General features: G+C 46.2%; 14 protein-coding genes and 2 tRNA genes. 12 read left to right on the forward strand and 4 right to left on the reverse strand.

Features of this window, described 5'->3' with window-relative positions:
- Positions 1-32: 32 nt before the first annotated feature.
- From uvrC to ACTQ50_RS15900, 3 genes are all read left to right on the forward strand, one after another.
- A complete protein-coding gene (gene uvrC, locus ACTQ50_RS15890) occupies positions 33-1898 on the forward strand; it encodes an excinuclease ABC subunit UvrC (RefSeq protein WP_441484996.1) in 1866 nt (621 codons plus the stop codon).
- Positions 1899-2167: 269 nt separating this feature from the next.
- Positions 2168-3100, forward strand: coding sequence for an HPr(Ser) kinase/phosphatase (gene hprK / locus ACTQ50_RS15895; protein WP_295307748.1), 933 nt, complete (start codon positions 2168-2170; stop codon positions 3098-3100).
- 94 nt (positions 3101-3194) lie between these two features.
- Positions 3195-4136 carry an ROK family glucokinase gene (locus ACTQ50_RS15900; RefSeq protein ID WP_441484997.1) on the forward strand — a complete coding sequence of 314 codons (942 nt, stop codon included), beginning with the start codon at positions 3195-3197 and terminating at the stop codon, positions 4134-4136.
- Positions 4137-4192: 56 nt separating this feature from the next.
- Here ACTQ50_RS15900 and ACTQ50_RS15905 read toward each other — a convergent pair whose 3' ends face one another.
- Positions 4193-6772 (reverse strand): transglycosylase domain-containing protein, encoded by a 2580-nt coding sequence (locus tag ACTQ50_RS15905; RefSeq protein WP_441484998.1) that lies wholly within the window; start codon positions 6770-6772, stop codon positions 4193-4195.
- A 284-nt stretch (positions 6773-7056) separates the two neighbouring features.
- On the opposite strand from ACTQ50_RS15905, the gene ACTQ50_RS15910 reads away from it, so the two are divergent.
- The gene (locus ACTQ50_RS15910; protein ID WP_441484999.1) at positions 7057-7713 is read left to right on the forward strand and encodes a YigZ family protein; all 657 of its coding nucleotides are present in this window, start codon (positions 7057-7059) and stop codon (positions 7711-7713) included.
- Positions 7714-7750: 37 nt separating this feature from the next.
- Here the strand turns inward: ACTQ50_RS15910 and ACTQ50_RS15915 are convergent, their stop codons facing one another.
- On the reverse strand, positions 7751-8269 hold the full coding sequence (locus tag ACTQ50_RS15915) for a peptidylprolyl isomerase (protein ID WP_441485000.1): 519 nt from the start codon (positions 8267-8269) through the stop codon (positions 7751-7753).
- A 163-nt stretch (positions 8270-8432) separates the two neighbouring features.
- Between ACTQ50_RS15915 and tsaE the strand changes: the two genes are divergently transcribed.
- The 3 genes from tsaE (at position 8433) to rimI (ending at position 10170) form a co-directional block, all read left to right on the forward strand.
- On the forward strand, positions 8433-8864 hold the full coding sequence (gene tsaE / locus ACTQ50_RS15920; protein WP_441485001.1) for a tRNA (adenosine(37)-N6)-threonylcarbamoyltransferase complex ATPase subunit type 1 TsaE: 432 nt from the start codon (positions 8433-8435) through the stop codon (positions 8862-8864).
- A 126-nt stretch (positions 8865-8990) separates the two neighbouring features.
- A complete protein-coding gene (tsaB, locus tag ACTQ50_RS15925) occupies positions 8991-9719 on the forward strand; it encodes a tRNA (adenosine(37)-N6)-threonylcarbamoyltransferase complex dimerization subunit type 1 TsaB (RefSeq protein ID WP_441485002.1) in 729 nt (242 codons plus the stop codon).
- 13 nt (positions 9720-9732) lie between these two features.
- Positions 9733-10170: a ribosomal protein S18-alanine N-acetyltransferase gene (gene rimI / locus ACTQ50_RS15930; RefSeq protein WP_441485003.1), complete on the forward strand. Its 438-nt coding sequence runs from the start codon at positions 9733-9735 to the stop codon at positions 10168-10170.
- A 20-nt stretch (positions 10171-10190) separates the two neighbouring features.
- On the opposite strand, the gene ACTQ50_RS15935 is transcribed toward rimI, so the two are convergent.
- Positions 10191-12833, reverse strand: coding sequence for a YfhO family protein (locus ACTQ50_RS15935; protein WP_441485004.1), 2643 nt, complete (start codon positions 12831-12833; stop codon positions 10191-10193).
- A gap of 192 nt (positions 12834-13025) precedes the next feature.
- Complete coding sequence (locus ACTQ50_RS15940) at positions 13026-15611, reverse strand: YfhO family protein (RefSeq protein ID WP_441485005.1); 2586 nt, start codon at positions 15609-15611, stop codon at positions 13026-13028.
- 207 nt (positions 15612-15818) lie between these two features.
- On the opposite strand from ACTQ50_RS15940, the gene ACTQ50_RS15945 reads away from it, so the two are divergent.
- The 5 genes from ACTQ50_RS15945 to ACTQ50_RS15965 all read left to right on the forward strand — a co-directional run bounded on the left by ACTQ50_RS15945 (position 15819) and on the right by ACTQ50_RS15965 (position 18896).
- Positions 15819-16730 carry a ribonuclease Z gene (locus tag ACTQ50_RS15945; RefSeq protein ID WP_441485006.1) on the forward strand — a complete coding sequence of 304 codons (912 nt, stop codon included), beginning with the start codon at positions 15819-15821 and terminating at the stop codon, positions 16728-16730.
- 3 nt (positions 16731-16733) lie between these two features.
- A complete protein-coding gene (tsaD, locus tag ACTQ50_RS15950; protein ID WP_441485007.1) occupies positions 16734-17753 on the forward strand; it encodes a tRNA (adenosine(37)-N6)-threonylcarbamoyltransferase complex transferase subunit TsaD in 1020 nt (339 codons plus the stop codon).
- On the forward strand, positions 17753-18448 hold the full coding sequence (gene ispD / locus ACTQ50_RS15955) for a 2-C-methyl-D-erythritol 4-phosphate cytidylyltransferase (protein ID WP_441485008.1): 696 nt from the start codon (positions 17753-17755) through the stop codon (positions 18446-18448). The genes tsaD and ispD overlap by 1 nt, the downstream gene beginning before the upstream one ends.
- Before the next feature lie 142 nt (positions 18449-18590).
- Positions 18591-18676 (forward strand) — tRNA-Ser (locus tag ACTQ50_RS15960).
- Positions 18677-18806: 130 nt separating this feature from the next.
- Positions 18807-18896, forward strand: a tRNA-Ser gene (locus ACTQ50_RS15965).
- The last annotated feature ends 203 nt before the right edge of the window (positions 18897-19099 follow it).

Below are 19099 nucleotides of genomic sequence, written 5' to 3' on the forward strand. Positions count from 1 at the left end.
TTCCCGGTTCTTTTCAACAAAGGAGAGTTTTTATGTTCCTGATTGAAGAAGAGCTAAAGAAGCTGCCCGGTAAGCCTGGTGTCTACATTATGCATGGTGAAAAGGATGAGATCATCTACGTTGGAAAAGCCGTCAGCCTGAAGAACCGTGTCCGCCAGTATTTCCAGAGCAGCCGCAACAAGGGCGCCAAGATCGAGCAGATGGTCACCCATATTACAAGGTTTGAGTACATTGTCACCGATTCCGAGCTGGAAGCCCTGGTGCTGGAGTGTAACCTGATCAAAGAGCATCGCCCGAAATACAACACCATGCTGAAGGATGACAAGACCTATCCTTTTATCAAAGTGACGGTAAACGAGCCATACCCCAGAGTCCTTTTTTCCCGTACCATGAAAAAGGACAAGGCAAAGTATTTCGGCCCCTACACCAGCTCCACGGCTGTAAAAGACGTGATCGAGCTGGTGCGCAGGATTTATATGGTCCGCTCCTGCAACCGCACTTTGCCCCGTGACTGCGGCAGGGACCGCCCCTGCCTGTATTATCATATGAAGCAGTGCACTGCCCCCTGCCAGGGAAATGTAAGCGAGGAAGAGTACAAGAAAAATATTACCCAGGTGCTCCATTTTCTCAACGGTAATTTCCAGGATACCATCAACCAGCTGACAGAGAAAATGATGGCAGCCTCTGAGGACATGCGTTTTGAGGATGCGGCTGGATACCGGGATCTGATCAACAGCATCAAAAGAATCGGGGAGCGCCAGAAAATCACCACCTACGGCGAAGAGGACAAGGATATTATCGCTGTTGCCATGGAGGAAAGCGAAGATCTCCGGGAGCAGGATGCTGTTGTGCAGGTATTCTTTATGCGAGGCGGCAGGCTGATCGGAAGGGATCACTTTTTCCTTCGTGTGGCAAGAGGCGATACCAAGGCACAGGTACTGTCCAGCTTCCTGAAGCAGTTTTATGCCGGCACACCTTTTATCCCGGCAGAAATCATGATGCAGACGGAGATCGAGGATGGGGAAATAATTGAAGACTGGCTGTCTGCAAGGCGGAAGCAGCGTGTCCATATCCGTGTGCCAAAAAAAGGTACCAAGGAGAAGCTTGTGGAGCTTGCCAAGGAAAATGCCTGGATGGTCCTTTCCAAAGACAGAGAGCGGATCAAGCGGGAAGAGGGCCGTACCATTGGCGCTGTGAAGGAAATCGAGGACTGGCTGGGACTGAAAAATATTGTGCGTATGGAAGCCTACGATATTTCCAACATCAGCGGCTTCGAGTCTGTTGGTTCCATGGTGGTTTACGAAAAAGGAAAGCCCAAGCGCAGCGATTACCGTAAATTTAAGATAAAATGGGTGCAGGGACCAAACGATTATGCCAGCATGGAAGAGGTACTGACAAGGCGTTTTACCCATGAATCCAAAGGCGAATATGACAGTTTTTCCCTGCTTCCAGACTTGATCCTGATGGATGGTGGCCGCGGCCAGGTGAACATTGCCCTGAAGGTGCTGGGAGAGCTTGGCATTAACATTCCTGTATGCGGTATGGTAAAGGATGACAATCACCGCACCAGAGGTGTCTATTTCAACAACGTGGAGATCCCTATTGATACTTCAAGTGAGGGATTCCATCTGGTCACCCGGATTCAGGATGAGGCCCACAGATTTGCCATCGAGTATCACCGATCCCTGAGAAGCAAAGAACAGGTACATTCCGTTCTGGATGACATTCCGGGAATCGGGGAAACCAGGCGGAAGGCGCTTATGAGAAGATTCCGTTCTATTGAGAATATCCGGGATGCTTCTGTGGAAGAATTAAGTCAGACAGAGTCCATGAATGTGCAGAGCGCCGAAGCTGTCTACCGGTTTTTCAATGGGACTTCAGATCAAAAAAAGGAATAGAGGAAAGTACACAAAAAATTGAGAAATTCGACCTGAGGCCAGTCACAGCAGAGTGGAATCGGTAGGTTTTTCACAAGATTCGACATTGAAGTTACAGACAAAATTGTGTATAATATAAATAAGTGTGGACTTTTGCCAAAAGTGTCTGTTTTTTGAGAAACATGCGCTGGGAAGTCGGCACAGACTTGCATAATATTCACCGTTTTTTATGAAAAATGTGGGGAATGATATGCAGGAAGGACTTTATTAGAGGAAAAGGAGATAAAAGCATGAAGGGTGTACAGCTTACCAAGCTGGCGCAGGAACTGAATCTGACCAACCTGACGCCTGATATTGACCTTACAGAGATTTATGTGAAGACAGCAGAGATAAATCGTCCGGCTTTGCAGCTTACAGGATACCTGGAGCATTTTGCAAACGAGCGTGTTCAGATCATCGGATACGTTGAGTATACTTATCTGATGCAGTTAAGTGACGAGGAGCGTACATTCAAATACGAGCGCTTTATCTCCAGCAAGATCCCCTGTGTCATCTTCAGTACCATGACAAGACCGTCACAGGATATGATCGATCTTGCATACAAATACAATGTTCCTACATTTGTGACAGAGAGAACCACCTCCAGCCTGATGGCTGAGATCATCCGTTGGCTGGGCGTTCAGCTGGCACCTTGCATTTCCATTCACGGCGTGCTTGTGGATGTTTATGGCGAGGGCGTTCTGATCACAGGTGAGAGTGGAATCGGCAAGAGTGAGGCTGCCCTTGAGCTGATTAAGCGTGGTCACCGTCTTGTAAGTGATGATGTTGTAGAGCTTCGTAAGGTAAGTGATGTTACCCTGGTTGGTTCTGCACCGGATATCACACGTCACTTTATTGAGCTTCGCGGTATTGGTATCATTGATGTAAAGACCCTGTTCGGTGTTGAGAGCGTTAAGGATACCCAGTCCGTTGACCTGGTTATTAAGCTGGAAGAGTGGGATCGCGATAAGGAATACGATCGTCTGGGACTTCATGAGGAGTACACCGAGTATCTTGGAAACAAGATCGTGTGCCATTCCCTCCCGATCCGTCCTGGCCGTAATCTGGCGGTTATCGTTGAGTCCGCAGCCGTTAACCACAGACAGAAGAAGATGGGTTACAACGCAGCTGAGGAGCTGTACAAGCGTGTTCAGGCAAATATTGCAAGAAAAAGAGAAGAGTGACCGCTGCCGTAATTTCTTTTTGGAAAAAGGCTGCAGAAGCTTAACACTTTTTAAGGCAGTTAGAGCATAGAGTTAGAAAGGATGGAAATTAACAATGGGTATGTATTGTTTTGGTATTGATGTAGGAGGAACTTCCGTAAAATGCGGTCTGTTCCTTACAAATGGAACTCTGGTTGAGCAGTGGGAGATCCCGACCAGACTGGAGAACAACGGTTCTTCAATCCTTCCGGATGTTGCAGATGCGATCAAGACGAAACTGGACGAAAGAGGAATTACAAAGGATAATGTAGACGGTGTTGGAATCGGCATTCCAGGACCGGTTAACGAGAATGGTGAAGTTCCTATGGCAGTAAACCTTCACTGGGGCTTTAAGGCCGTAGCAAGCGAATTAAGCGCCCTTACAGGACTTCCTGCAAAGGCAGCCAATGACGCCAATATCGCAGCTCTTGGAGAGGCATGGAAGGGTGCTGCTGAGGGTGCGAAGAACGTGATCCTGGTTACACTTGGCACTGGGGTTGGCGGTGGAATCATCATCGACAGCAAGATCATTGCCGGTTTCCATGGTGCTGGCGGTGAGATCGGACATGCCTGCGTAAACCACAATGAAGTTCGTCCATGTAACTGCGGCAATCACGGATGCCTGGAGCAGTATGCATCTGCTACCGGTATTGTACGTGTGGCAAATGACATCCTGGAGGAGAGCCAGGAGGACAGCAAGATGCGCCATGTAGAGAAGCTTTCTGCAAAGAATGTCCTTGATTTCTACAAGGAGGGAGATGCTCTGGCTGTTCAGACAATGGAGAAGGTTGGCGATATTCTGGGAAGCGCACTGGCCATGTTCGCATGCGTTACCGATCCGGAAGCAATCGTAATCGGCGGCGGTGTATCCAAAGCTGGTAAGCCTCTTACAGACTGTATCCAGAAATATTATCAGAAATACGCATTCCCGTCCTGCAAGAGCACACCGATCATTCTTGCAAGCCTTGGAAATGACGCTGGTATCTACGGTGCAGCCCGTATGGTGATCAAAGACTGATAACTACATAAAGGTATAAAAAATCCCCCTGAGGTGTTTGCCTCAGGGGATTTTTGTTAGTCATAATAATAAATATCGTCATTGCCATCACTGCCGTCGCCACCATCATCTGGTATTGGCTCTTCACCGCCAGTGCCGTCATCTCCGCCGTTATTATCCGGATTATCGGTATTATTGGCATCATCCGGGTTCTCTGGATCCGGAGTAGGAGTTAAGGTCTCTTCGTCGTAAATCTCCATTTCTTGATCTTCGCTGTAATCCTCTTCATCGTAATCGTAGAAGTGCTGGTCACAGTAATCAGTAGGAATAGTAGCCTCATCAAAGTATTCTTCGATAACCGGGCAGCCGGCTCTTGGAAGAAGTCCGGTCTCGGAGCAGACGCTGATCTGCTCGATACCAGCAGGCTGTTCAAATTCTTTGTATTCCATACCCTGGTGGATCCGGCTCATAACCTTGCGCCATAATGTCTTATGGAAGTTACGTGCATCACCCTCCGGGATCTTCTGGTTGCCATCGTAGCCGGACCATACTGCACAGGTGTAATATGGAGTGTAGCCTACGAACCAAAGGTCATTGTACTCATCTGTGGTACCTGTCTTACCTGCAACCGCCATGTTATCAAGCTGGCATGCAGTACCAGTACCATTCTGCACAACGTCCTCAAGAGCACTTGTAAGAAGGTAAGCAGTTGTCTCCTTGATAACAGAACGTCCGGCTGAGTTATTCTCAATGAGAACATTTCCATTGTGGTCAAGGATCTTGGTGTAGTAAACAGGTTTGATATAATTACCGCCGTTTGCAATAGCTGCATATGCGGCACAAAGCTCAACATTCTTAACACCGTAGGTCAGACCTCCAAGTGCAGTAGGAAGGTTGGCATCTGTGTAAACATTTCCATTGGCATCGGTATCTGCTTCTGTACCATGTGCCAGTGTGGTGAATCCAAAGTTGTCAAGGTATTTCAGACCAAGCTCAGGAGTGACATCCTCGAAACACTGGACTGCAACAGTATTGACAGAATTACGGATGGCAGTACGGATGGTAGTAGTACCATTGAAGTTACCGCCTGCATTATTGACTGGTGCACCATTCTCGTAGGTGATCGGCTCATCCTCGTAGGTGGTAGCCAGTGTCATGCCCTTTTCATTGAGGGCAGGAGCATAGGTGGATACGATCTTAAATGTGGAACCTGGCTGACGGGTACTGTCAGTAGCACGGTTCAGGGTAAGGCTGGCGGTCTTGGTTCCTCGTCCGCCGATGATCGCCTTTACATATCCGGTATGCTGGTCGATAATGGTCATTGCTGACTGGGGCTGAGGGGCAAAGCTTACACGCTCGGCAACAACAGTGCTTCCATCAGCAAGGACATTCGCTTTATAACGGTCGATATAGGTTTGTCCCTCGTCCTGGGAATCAAACAAAAGATCAAAGGATGGATTCTCATTCTGGAAGTAAAGCTTCATCATTTCCTTGCTGTAGTTTACTTCCTGTCCATCTGGCTGTTTCACAGTAAGGGCATAATCAAGAGCATACTGTACATAATCCGGGTAATTGGAAGGATCGGAATATTCTTCATCCACAATATTCTGGATATCCGGATCCTGGGTGGTCATGATCTTAAGACCGCCGCTGTACAGAAGGTTCTGTGCCTGTGTCTTGGTGTATCCCTTAATATTCATCAGGTCATTGATAACCTGCTTGGTAAGCTCATCCTCGAAGTAAGAGTAGGTCTTGCTGGAAGACTGTGTATTGTAAGCCTGTGCCTCCTGGATACGGGTGTAAACATCATCATTCAGAGCCTCGTCATACTGCTCCTGGGTGATGTAATTCTGATCCAGCATGTGATCCAGGACCTCTTTACGTCTCTTCGCGTTCTCCTTGGGGTTCTCGATGGGGTTGTACTTGGTAGGAGCCTGGGTGATACCTGCAAGTGTGGCACACTCGGAAAGGTTCAGATCCCATACGTCTTTATTGAAATACTGACGGGCAGCAGCCTGTACACCATAAGCACCGGCACCAAGGTTGATGGTGTTCAGATAGTTCTCAAGGATCACGCTCTTGTCATTGATCTTCTTCTCAATCTCAATGGCAAGGTACTGCTCCTGGAGCTTACGTGTAAATCGCTCGATCTGTGTGGACTCGTTGGTCCAGTTGGTGAAGACGTTGTTCTTCAGAAGCTGCTGGGTAATGGTACTTGCACCCTCGGAAAAGCTTCCGGTGGTAAGTGCTTTCACACCGGCACGAAGAATACCTCTTACATCGATTCCATTATGTTCATAAAAACGCTCATCCTCGATAGCCACTACTGCGTGCTGCAGATCCTCTGGTATCTGGTCAATGGAAACCGGAAGTCGGTTGGCATTGGGGGCCGCCAGCTTACGGATCTGATTTCCGTTGCAGTCATAGAGGAAAGTGGCATAACCAAGAGGCATGATATCCACTTCATTTACGTCCGGCGTATTGGCAAGTATTCCGCGAATGGAACCGATTCCCAGACTGGACACTGCAACGCACAGGGCGATCAGGCCGATGAAAAGGACTCTGATAAACGAAACATGCGCTCTTTTCCCCATCATGGACGAGCGGGAAATAAGAGCATTCCGCTTCTTAGAGGCCGATTTTTTTCCGTAGTTCATGATAAACCTCCTTTATAATTCGTTCTATTATATCAAATCTCCATAAGTAAATAAACCCTAAAATCGAATATTTCTGTGAACTCTTTTATGTTTTTGAAGGGATTTTTTCCAAAATGAGCCCTGTTTATTCTGATTATAGCAAATCGTGAGAGATAAGCAGGAAAATGGATTTTCCCTTGGAAGAATCCAGGGGATTGGGGAACATTCTGTTTTCTGGGACTGGAAACCACAGGCGATTCATGTTACACTAGGAAACACGCACTAAGATTTTGGAGGTTCCCGATATGCTGGAGAATTATAAGACGATTTACGCAGGCGGTGAGGGGGAGATCACGGAGAAAAAGTCCCGCTTTATTGCCACTGTGCGCCTGGTGGAAAAAGAAGAGGATGCACTTGCTTTTATAGAGGAAATGAAGAAGAAATACTGGGATGCCAGACATAACTGTTATGCTTATTCTATTGGAGAGCACAGGGAGTTTACCAGATGCAGTGATGACGGCGAGCCTTCTGGAACTGCAGGACGCCCAATGCTGGATGTAATCCTGGGAGAAGATATTTATAATGTGGCCGTGGTTGTGACAAGATATTTTGGTGGTGTGCTCCTTGGCACTGGCGGTCTGGTAAGAGCCTATTCCGGCGCTGTTCAGGCAGGTCTTAAGGAGAGTACAGTGATCGAGAAGCACCACGGGATTTCCCTAGCACTGACGGCTGATTATACGGCAATCGGCAAGCTGCAGTATATTGCCGCGGAGAATCAGCTGCCCATTCTGGATACGGAGTACACAGATAGAGTGATCATGCATCTTCTGGTGCCAAATGACCAGGCAGGACGGATCCAGAAGGTGATCACAGAAGCAACCAGCGGACGTGTGAAAATGGAGAAAGAGAAGGAACTGTATTTCGCAGATGTGGATGGTGAGATTATGGTGTTCGACCATTAAAAAGGCTCAGGATGGATTCCTGAGCCTTTGGGGGCTATCAGCATTTCTCCGGTTCCGGATAATCTACGCCGAAGGTCTCCACTGTCATGGATTTGATCTTCTGCTCGTCAAGAGGTCTGTCGCTGTAGTCTGTGTCAGTCTCTGCGATATTGTTAACCACATCCATGCCCTCGATCACTTTACCGAAAGCAGCGTAAGCGCCGTCAAGGTGTGGTGCATTCTTGTGCATGATGAAGAACTGGCTTCCTGCGGAATCTGGATGCATGGCTCTTGCCATGGAAAGAACGCCCTCTGTATGTCTTAAATCGTTCTGCACGCCATTCTGAGCAAACTCACCCTTGATGCTGTATCCCGGGCCGCCCATTCCGGTTCCGTCCGGGCATCCGCCCTGGATCATGAAACCACAGATGACACGGTGGAAAATAAGTCCGTCATAGAAGCCCTTTTTTACAAGGCTGATAAAGTTATTTACAGTATTTGGTGCAATTTCCGGATATAACTCCGCTTTCATTACATCTCCATTATCCATGGTAATGGTAACAACTGGATTTGCCATAGTTTGATCTCCTTTTTCAAAAAGTATTGTATTTCGTTATTCGTTCTATTATAATATGCAAAGAGCAATTCTGCAAGAAAAAAGGCACTTGTTCGCAAAATGATGAAGTAACAGTTAATCTGATGGCGAACAGGAACAGTAACATAAAAGGAGCTGTAAAGCTATGATAAAAGAAACCTTCAGCCCGGAAGAGACTTTTGCTTTCGGCAGATGGATCGGGGAAAATGCCCTTCCAGGGCAGGTATATACATTGGTAGGAGATCTTGGCGTGGGAAAAACGGTTTTCACCCAGGGAGTGGCAGACGGCCTTGGCATCACAGAGCCGGTAAACAGCCCTACTTTTACCATTATTCAGGAATATGAGAGCGGCCGCATGCCATTTTATCACTTCGATGTCTACCGGATCGGGGATATCGAGGAGATGGAAGAGATTGGTTATGACGACTATTTCTACGGAAATGGAATCTGCCTCATTGAGTGGGCGAATCTGATCGAAGAGATTCTGCCGGAGCAGATTATTGAGATTACAATCGAGAAAGATCTGGAGAAAGGCTTCGATTACCGCAAGATCACGGTAAACGGTCTTCCAGAGTAAGGATAGAGTTAAATGACTGCCTGGATGTATGCTGTAATGTGAAAAAAACCAGCCAATATGTGGGCCGTCGGTAACATCTGTATCAAAACGAATTCTCCGCGAAAGTGGGGAGGGTAAGGAGAAAAAATGAAGATTTTAGGACTTGACAGCTCAGGAATCGTCGCTTCCGTTGCAATTGTGGAGGACGAGAACCTGATCGCGGAATATACGGTGAACTATAAGAAGACACATTCCCAGACACTTCTTCCCATGCTGGACGAGCTGGCGAAGATGACAGAATTAGATCTGGACACCATTGACGCCATTGCAGTGGCAGCAGGACCAGGCTCTTTCACAGGACTCCGCATTGGTTCCGCCACAGCCAAAGGGCTTGGACTGGCACTGAAGAAGCCACTGGTGGAGATTCCTACAGTGGATGCACTTGCATATAATCTATATGATGCGAAGGCATTGATCTGCCCCATCATGGATGCAAGAAGAAGCCAGGTTTATACTGGAATCTACCGTTTCGAAGACCACAAACTGGTAACTGTGGAAGCGCAGATGGCAGTTCCGATGTCCGAAATGATCGAGAAATTAAATGCAAGAGGGGAAGAAGTGATCTTCCTTGGAGACGGCGTACCTGTTTTTGCGAAAATGATCGAAGAGAACCTGAAAGTTCCATATTCTTTCGCTCCGGCCCATGTGAATAAGCAAAGAGCGGCAGCAGTGGCAGCCCTTGGTGAAATTTACGTAAAAGAAGGCAAAGAGGTGACTGCCATGGAGCATGTACCGGAATACCTGAGAGTTTCCCAGGCGGAGAGAGAACGTGCGCAGAAATTGCAGGCTGAGAAAGACGCTGAAAAAGCTAAATAGGAGTAGTTAGTATATGGTTCTTCGTGAAATGTTAGTAGAGGACCTTGACCAGGTCATGAAGATCGAGACAGAATTATTTTCCCCGCCGTGGACCAAGGAGGGCTTTTTTACCTACCTTACCCGCAAGGATGCCATGTTCCTGGTGGTGGAAGAAAAGGGCGAAATCCTGGCCTACTGTGGACTGATCATGGTTCTGGACGAGGGAGATATTACCAATGTGGCTGTGCGCCCTGACCGCCAGCGGGAGGGAATCGGCCATTTCCTTATGGACAGCCTGATCCGCCTGGCAGAGCAGCAGGGGGTGACCACCATTCATCTTGAAGTACGTGTTGGAAATGAGACAGCCATCCGTCTCTACGAAAGAATGGGCTTTACAAGAGACGGGATCCGCAAGAAATACTATACGGATCCCGTAGAAGATGCTTTACTTATGACGCGTCACCCGCGCTAATGTTTTTTTCAAACATTTTCTTAATTGCTTTTTGCGTAACGCTGTCTGGCAATCTGCACAAGGCAATACAAAATTAAAACAACCGCCGCCGCAAGGCTCAGCAGCAACCCAATGGACTTACCGGGCGCATGAAATTCAATTCGGATTTCATGTGCCCCTTTTTGCAGTGGAAAACCAACAAAAGCTTTGTTTACCCGCTCCGTTGCCACTTCTTTTCCATCCACATAAGCGGTGTAGCCCTTTGAAAAAGTATAAGAGGTTACGAAATAACCATCCTCTGGCATATCAATACTTCCATTCACAATCTCATTTCCAGAAACAGCATTTTCCTGGAACTCCACCACTCCAGGGTGGGACAGCGCAGACAAAGGAATCGTATACGCCTTCACATTTTTTATTTCATAATGTCCTCTGGAAAAAGTGATATCCAGGGAATCCAGGTCTTCATTGCCTGAGATCATATAATAAAAAGTGTTATTATTGTTTGGATACGGAGCTTCCGAACCGGAAAGTCGGTTTCGGATTCCATTTATGATAATGGACATATCCCGTTCTCCATCATATTCCACGTCAAAGGAAAGCAGCAAAATAGTAGAGGCGCTTAAGGTTTCCGGCAGCTTCCGGCTGACTGTTTCATCCTTTGAGGAATCCTCATGATCGAAGAAATCCTCTGGCAGGGCGTATTCCTCCATCTGTGAAGCATACGGCAGAGCTGACAGCGAATTTTCCCCCTCATTCTGGAATTCAGAAACATCATTGCCAGCACTTGCAGAAGATGTATTTTCATTCGTGGAGTCACCTGGAATTTCCACAATCGTCCTGTTTGCAAGGGTATCCAGCGTCTGCGGATAGGAGAGCTGGTCAAAATCCTCTTCGCTTATCAGCGCGGTACTTCCATAAGCCAGCGGCAGTACATTCTGATTTTCCGCCAGCACATGCCCCTCTTTTTTCTGAAGAACCGTATATCCTGCCGGAACTTTGTCGGATTTTGTCTGAATGTACCGTACCCCCATAAGATATTCCTGGAAAGGATTCAGGTCTGCAGTCATGGCAACACGGTTCCGGATGCTGATGGGCATGTGCAAAATATCGTAAAGCAGCGTGTTGTAATGACTGTTGGAAATAGAGGAGTAGATGGTACTCTTATTCTGATCTCCAGTGATCACATAGTTGGTATTGTTGGAAGGATGCTCGACCACATCAAAACGGGTCTGTGGATCTTCACAGTAGGCTTCCAGGTCTTCCTTGGAAAAATAGTCTCTGGATTCGTCAGAAACAGTGGCATAATGCTCCTCCTGCCCCTTTGCAAGATAAAGCTGGAAAGGAACAGCAAGAAGGAAAATCAAACTGAATAGATTGAAAATCCAGGAATTCACCGGCAGGGCAATCTGCTTCTTTTCCACAAAAATACCAGTAATAACAAGTACAAAAAGGAGAACCAGATCAGTTTTCACAAGTGTCCGCACCTGCACATTCCGAAGGAGAAAAACAAGCTGGACGATCACAGGGACTGCGCAAAGCAGAGCCAGCGGCAGACTGTGCCGTATTTTGCCCAGCCGAAGCCCTTCCAGAGCCTGAGCCACCAGGTAAAGGATCAGAGGCAGAAATGGAATCAGGCATTTGGGCCGTACATACAAAGTGACGTTTAAAATCCAGTAAAAAACATCAAAGAAAAGCAGGCAGAAAATGGAAATCGCCAGCTTCCGTGTCCTCTTTTCCCGGATACAGAGGAACAGGGCGTACAGGCAGAACAAGGTAAGTCCACAGCCGTAAGGACTGTAGAGAATGCTGTCCAGCGTTGGATTTACGCCAAGGATCTTAAACAGGGATTCCCCTGCCCCGGTATCCTTTTTGTTTCCAAGGATGGCAAGACCAGTTGGAAGCAGCAGAAAAAGGTTCATAGCTGTTGCAAAGGAAACATCCACAATATAATTCCACCATATTTTATGCTTTGTTTTCTTCCTAGCTTCCGCAGGTATCTGCTTCAGATAATCCGGCAGCAGGTGGCAAATATAGAGAATACATGCCACAAAGCAGGAGGGGAAAAAGTAAAAGCTGTGCAGGATACAAAAGAACAAAGCCCAAATAAGCCCAATATGAGGGCGGAGCTTATAGTCTGTCTGTTCCTTTGGTTCCAGGATCCGGTCCAGCATCAAAAAAGCCAGAAGGAGAAAGGGCAGATAATTTACGAACATGATCTGCCTGTGTGCCTGGAAAAAGCAGTTGGCACACAGATAAAAAAATCCGCACACAAATCCGGTAAAGTCGGAAAAGCCTTTTCTGTGAAGCCAGTAATAAAGGAGCCCTGCACCAAGAAGAATTTCCAGTATGGCATAGCCCTGGATGAAATATTCCATTGCAATCCCTGGAAAAAGGTAGGAGACCAGCACATCCGGGCGCATAAACCCATAATAGGAAAGGGAAAAGAAGTTAGTCCCACCTCCAAGTCCGGTGAAATCCGGGAAAAGCTTTCCGGTAGCGTAGAAATTTTCCCGCATGTAATCGGCGATGGCGACGTGCTGGGAATACCAGTCTGTCTCAGAACCAAACCAGGAGCCAGCGGGAACCAGCTGCCAGATCAAAATCCCTCCTGCCGCCAGAAGCAGCAGTAAGGGAAAAAGGTTTCTCCAGGTGAATTTTTGCGGTTTGTTGCTAAAGATCATAATAAATCCTTCCTGTTACGAAAGCCGAAGCCGTAACATTGGTTGCGTGTATGGTAATTTGGATATCAAAACACATTGTACACGGTTTGTCAAGTTACAATTAGATTTTACTTATCGCTGTTTAGAACGCAATAGTAATCAAAAAGGATCCGCAAAATAGTTATGCAGATCCCGAAACATATGAAAAGATAATTATAAAGCCTTGACTTCGCAGCGGCGTTTTTTGAATACAAAAACAAGATTTATCAAAACCAGAAGTGCTGCGGCAAGCCCGCTTACCAGGAAGCCAAGGGTTTTACCCGGTGCATGGAATTCAAGCTGAATGCTGTGCGCGCCTTTTTTCAGCGGAAAACCAACAAAAGCTTTATTCACCTGGACCGGAGTCACCTTTTCACCATCTACGTAAGCCTGGTATCCTGACGAGAAGGTGTAGGAGGTTACGAAATAACCATCTTCTGGCATATCAATGCTGCCGTTCAGAATTTCTTTTCCAGAAGTTTCTTCATTCTGGAAATCCACTACGCCCGGATTGGAAATAGCGGACAACGGAATGGTATAGGCCTTTATATTGCTGATACTATATTTACCCCTGGAAAATTTGACTTTCAGGGTATCGATGCTTTCGTCAGATGAAATCATGTAGGTAAAAGTTTTGTTGTTATTGGGATAAGGAGCATTTGGACCGGACTGCCGGTTCTGGATCCCGTTTATGGTGATGGTAACATCTCTTTTTCCACGATTATTCACATCAAAGGAAAGCAGCAAAATTGTGGAAGCTGGTATTTCCTCTGGAAGCTCCTGCTGAATCGTTGCTTTTTTCCTTTTTGCAGGGCGGGCAAGGAAATTTTCCGGAAGCGTATATTCTTTCATCTGAGAGCTGTAAGCTTCATAGAAATCGGAACTGCTATTTCCCTCTGCCGAAGAAGGGATAATGGTTCGGTTGGTCAGAGTATCCAGATTCTGTGGGTAAGAGAGCTGGTCAAAATCATCTTCTGCCATCAGTGCAGTGCTTCCGTAGGCAAGTGGAAGTACATTCTGATTTTCCGCCAGAATATGGCTTCCATTCTGCTTCAAAATGGTGTATCCGGCTGGAAGTTCCCTTGGGATTGTACGGATGTATCGGACACCCATCAGGTATTCCTGAAAAGGATCTTCTCCAGAGGTCATGGATACACGGTTATGGATCCCAATTGGCATATGTAAAATATCATACAGCAGCACATTGTAATTGGTATTGGAAATAGAAGAGTAAAGGGAACTTTTATTCTGATTTCCATCAACCACATAGTTTGCATTTGTAGCAAGATGCTCTATAAAGTCGAACCGGTACTGGGAATCTGTAGCGTATTCTTCCAGCTCTTCCTTGGAAAAAGAATCTCTGGAGGAATCCTCCTTGGAAATATAGGTTTCCCGCTGTCCCTGATGGATATAAGACAGCGTAGGAATGGTACAGATCAGAACCAGTCCCAAAATCTGTACGGCCAGGGAATGAACCGGTATGGTGATCTTTTTCTTTTCCAACACAATGCAGACAATTACACAGACCAGGAGAAGGATCATGTCTGCATAGACAAGAGGCCGCATCTTATTCTGGCGGTGCAATCCACTTTGAAGTCTTAGGATGACTGGAAGGCAGGCAAGAAGCGCCAGCGGCAGGCTAAGCTTCATTTTTCCCTGGCGGATCCGTTCCAAAGCCTGTGCTACAAGATAGATGATCAGCGGCACAAAAGGAATCAGGCATTTCGGCCGTACGTATAAAGTGATGTTTAAGATCCATTCAAAAATATTAAAGAACAGAAGGACAAAAACAGAAATTGCCAGCTTCCTTGTTTCCTTTATACAAAGAAAAATAGCGTACAGACAGATCAGGGTAAGTCCGCAGTTATAATTGCCGTACAGAAGTCCCTCCATGCCGGTGTTGACACTGAACATCTGGGAAATATCGCCAAAACCACCGGTGTCCTTTTTGTTGCCAAGCATTGCAAGACCGGTTGGAAGAATAAGGAAAATACTCATGGCAGAGGCGAAGGATACATCTATAATATAGTTCCACCATAAAGCACATTTGCGCTTCTTCTGTCCGTCAGCAGGAACATTCTTTATGTGCTCCGGCATCAGATGCCAGAGGTAAAGGATACATGCCACAAAGCAGGATGGGAAAAAGTAAAAGCTGTGAAGAATACAGAAAAACAGGGACAGTACAAGTCCGATATGAGGACGGAAATGATAGTTTCCTGCTTTTTCCGGATCCAGAATGTGGTCAATGCAAATAAATGCCAGAATGAGAAATGGCAGATAATTTACAAACATGATCTGCTTATGTGCGTGATAAAGACAGCCTGCTGTCATATACAAAAAAGCAGAGGCTGTGCAGGTAAAATTGGAAAAGCCCTTTTGGAAGATCCAATAATAAAGAAGGGCACCTCCCATAAGGATTCCCAGGATCGCGTATCCCTGGATGAAATATGCAGTACCTATACTTGGAAAAAGATAGGAGACAAGAACATCCGGGCGCATAAATCCATAATAGGACAGGGAGAAGAAATTGGTTCCGCCGCCCAGCCCTGTGAAATCAGGGAAAAGATTGCCTGTGGCAAAAAATTGCTTCCGCATGTAATCGGCAATGGTCAGGTGCTGGGAATACCAGTCAATTCTGGAACCAAAATAGGAACCAGATGGAACCAGAAACCGGATCAAAAGAAGCGAGAAAGCAAATAGGACAAACAGAGTGAGATAGTTTTTCCAGGTGAATTTTGTTTTTTGTTTGCTAAAGATCATACGTTTTCCTTCCTAAAATAAGTAGATTAAATACAGCTTTCTACCTTTAAATTAATATTCGCAATCGAATATTGTAATTTATTGTAAAACATTTATCTGGTTCTGGCAATTGATTTTCCAGGAAAATTTTCCTGATACTTGTTTTACGAAACTGCTTGTGTTAAACTTTTCCAGAGAATGCTTAATGAAAAGAGGATATTTTAATATATGTTAGATGTTTGTCTGCTGGGAACCGGAGGCATGATGCCGCTGCCAAGAAGGTGGCTTACTGCTCTGATGACCCGGTATAATGGCCATAGTCTTCTGATCGACTGCGGCGAGGGAACTCAGGTAGCAATTAAGGAAAAGGGATGGAGCTTCAAGCCTATTGACGTGATCTGCTTTACCCATTATCACGGGGATCACATCAGTGGACTTCCGGGACTTCTTCTTACAATGGGAAATGCAGAGCGTACCGAGCCGCTCACACTCATTGGACCGAAAGGGCTGGAGCGGGTGGTGAATGCTCTTCGTGTGATTGCTCCCGAGCTTCCATTTGAACTGAAATTTATAGAAATTAACGGACCCGAGCAGGTGTTTGAGATCAACGGATATCGGATCACTGCTTTTAAGGTAAATCACAATGTGCTTTGTTACGGATATTCCTTAGAGATTCTCCGTCAGGGAAAATTTTCCCCGGAGCGTGCCAGAGAGCAGGGAATTCCGCTACAGTACTGGAATCCCCTTCAGAAGGGACAGACCATTGAGGCAGAGGGTGTGACTTACACTCCGGATATGGTTCTTGGCCCGACGAGAAAGGGACTGAAGGTTACTTATACCACAGATACCCGCCCCACAGAATCTATTTTGAAGAACGCGCCTGGTTCCGATCTTTTTATCTGTGAGGGAATGTACGGCGAGGATGACAAGCTGGAGAAGGCAAAAGGCTACAAGCATATGACGTTCCGCGAGGCTGCCACGCTTGCCAGACAGTCCCAGGTAGGGGAAATGTGGCTGACACACTATAGTCCATCCCTGATCCGTCCGGATGAATTTATGGATATGGTGCGGGAGATTTTCCCAAATGCGTATCCTGGCAAAGATGGAAAAACAATGGAAATGAATTTTGAAGAGGATTAAAAAATGAAAGATACATTAATTCTTGCAATAGAGAGCTCCTGCGACGAGACTGCAGCTTCTGTAGTAAAGAACGGCAGGACCATATTATCAAACGTGATCTCTTCCCAGATCGCACTGCATACCTTATATGGAGGCGTTGTGCCGGAAATTGCATCACGTAAACACATTGAGAAGATCAACCAGGTGATCGAGGAGGCACTTTCTGAGGCGAATGTGACTCTGGGTGATCTGGATGCAATTGGCGTCACCTATGGCCCTGGGCTGGTAGGTGCTCTTTTGGTAGGCGTAGCAGAGGCAAAGGCAATTGCTTACGCCAAGAAGCTTCCCCTTGTGGGAGTCCATCATATAGAAGGACATGTTTCTGCAAACTACATTGAGCATCCGGACCTGGAGCCGCCTTTCCTTTGCCTGATCGTGTCCGGCGGACATACTCACCTTGTAATCGTTAAAGACTATGGAGAATTTGAAATCCTGGGACGCACCAGGGATGATGCAGCAGGAGAGGCTTTTGATAAAGTGGCCCGTGCAATTGGACTTGGCTATCCTGGCGGACCGAAGGTGGACAAGCTTGCCCGTGAGGGAAACCCGGACGCCATTGTTTTCCCGAAAGGAAAATTAGGGGACTGTCCTTATGATTTCAGCTTCAGTGGTGTGAAATCTGCTGTCTTGAACTATATCAACAATGCCCAGATGAAGGGAGAAGAGATTAACCGTGCTGACCTTGCAGCCTCCTTCCAGAAGTCTGTGGTAGACGTACTGGTCGAGCACACTATGCTTGCCGCAAAGGACTATCATATGGATAAGATTGCCATTGCAGGGGGTGTTGCATCCAACGGAGCCTTAAGAGAAGCCATGACCAAGGCCTGTGAAAAGAGGGGATACAAGTTTTATCGTCCATCCCCTATTTTCTGTACCGATAATGCGGCGATGATCGGTGTGGCAGCTTACTATGAGTATATAAAAGGCACACGTCACGGATGGGACTTAAATGCAGTTCCAAACCTGAAATTAGGAGAACGATAATGGAGCAGGGCAGATGTACAGCAATCGTCCTGGCAGCAGGCCAGGGGAAAAGAATGCACAGCAAGATACAGAAGCAGTTTCTGGAAATTGGAGGGAAACCGGTTCTGTATTATTCCCTGCAATGCTTTCAGCAAAGTCCGCTGATCCGGGACATCATTCTGGTAACAGGGGAGGATATGATTTCTTACTGCGAGAAAGAGATTGTAGAGAAATACGGCTTTTCCAAAGTGTGTAAGGTGACTGCAGGTGGAAAAGAGCGCTATGATTCTGTATATGCAGGACTGTTATGCTGTCAGGATACCGATTATGTGTATATTCACGACGGAGCAAGACCATTTCTTACAGAAGAGATGGTCCAAAGGGGATATGAGGCTGTGAAGCGTACCAATGCCTGTGTAATGGGGATGCCCTCTAAGGATACTGTGAAGCTGGCAGACCCGTCAGGCTATATTAAAGAGACTCCAAACCGTAAAATTGTATGGAATATTCAGACTCCTCAGATATTTTCCTATGACCTGATCCGCGGAGCTTATGAAAGTATACGCAAAAAGGACATGACAGGTGTGACAGATGACGCAATGGTAGTGGAACAGGAGACTGGGACAAAGATCCTTCTGGTGGAGGGTTCCTATCGGAATATTAAGATCACAACCCCGGAAGATCTGGCTGTAGCAGAGGCATTTCTGCAATATTGAACGAATTTTATAAAAAAATAAAAATTCTTGTTGACACAAAAAGGTTTTGATGATAAAATACGTTTTGCACTGACAGAGACAACCTCTTGAGTGAAGGACAACTCCTGATGTGCAGAACATTTTTATTTTGACTATTTAATATGGAGAGATATCGAAGTGGTCATAACGAGGCGGTCTTGAAAACCGTTTGTCCGCAAGGGCGCGTGGGTTCGAATCCCACTCTCTCCGCTTGTTAAACACTTTAAAAATAAATTAAAAAAAGTGCTTGACAAATAAAGAAACATCGGTTATACTAAACAAGCTGTCGCAAGAGAGTAAACAATTAAATGAAGAACTTACTTATTAAGTAGGGCAATTTGGAGAAGTACCCAAGCTGGCCGAAGGGGCTCCCCTGGAAAGGGAGTAGGTCGTTAATAGCGGCGCGAGGGTTCAAATCCCTCCTTCTCCGCTTTGAATTTTCTGAATAAAAGAAATTCAAAAAGTTGTTGACAAACACTTGAACATGTGATAATATGAATGAGCTGCTTTGAAGACAACAGCAAACAACCTTGATAACTAAACAGTGAAACACATACGATTCTCGAAAATTTCTTTATACAATTCATTTTCGAATGAAACTTTTAAAAACAGTAATGACGAGAGATAACTAAG

It is taken from the genome of Blautia sp. Sow4_E7 (genome assembly GCF_052116245.1).
Lineage (GTDB): Bacteria > Bacillota > Clostridia > Lachnospirales > Lachnospiraceae > Blautia_A.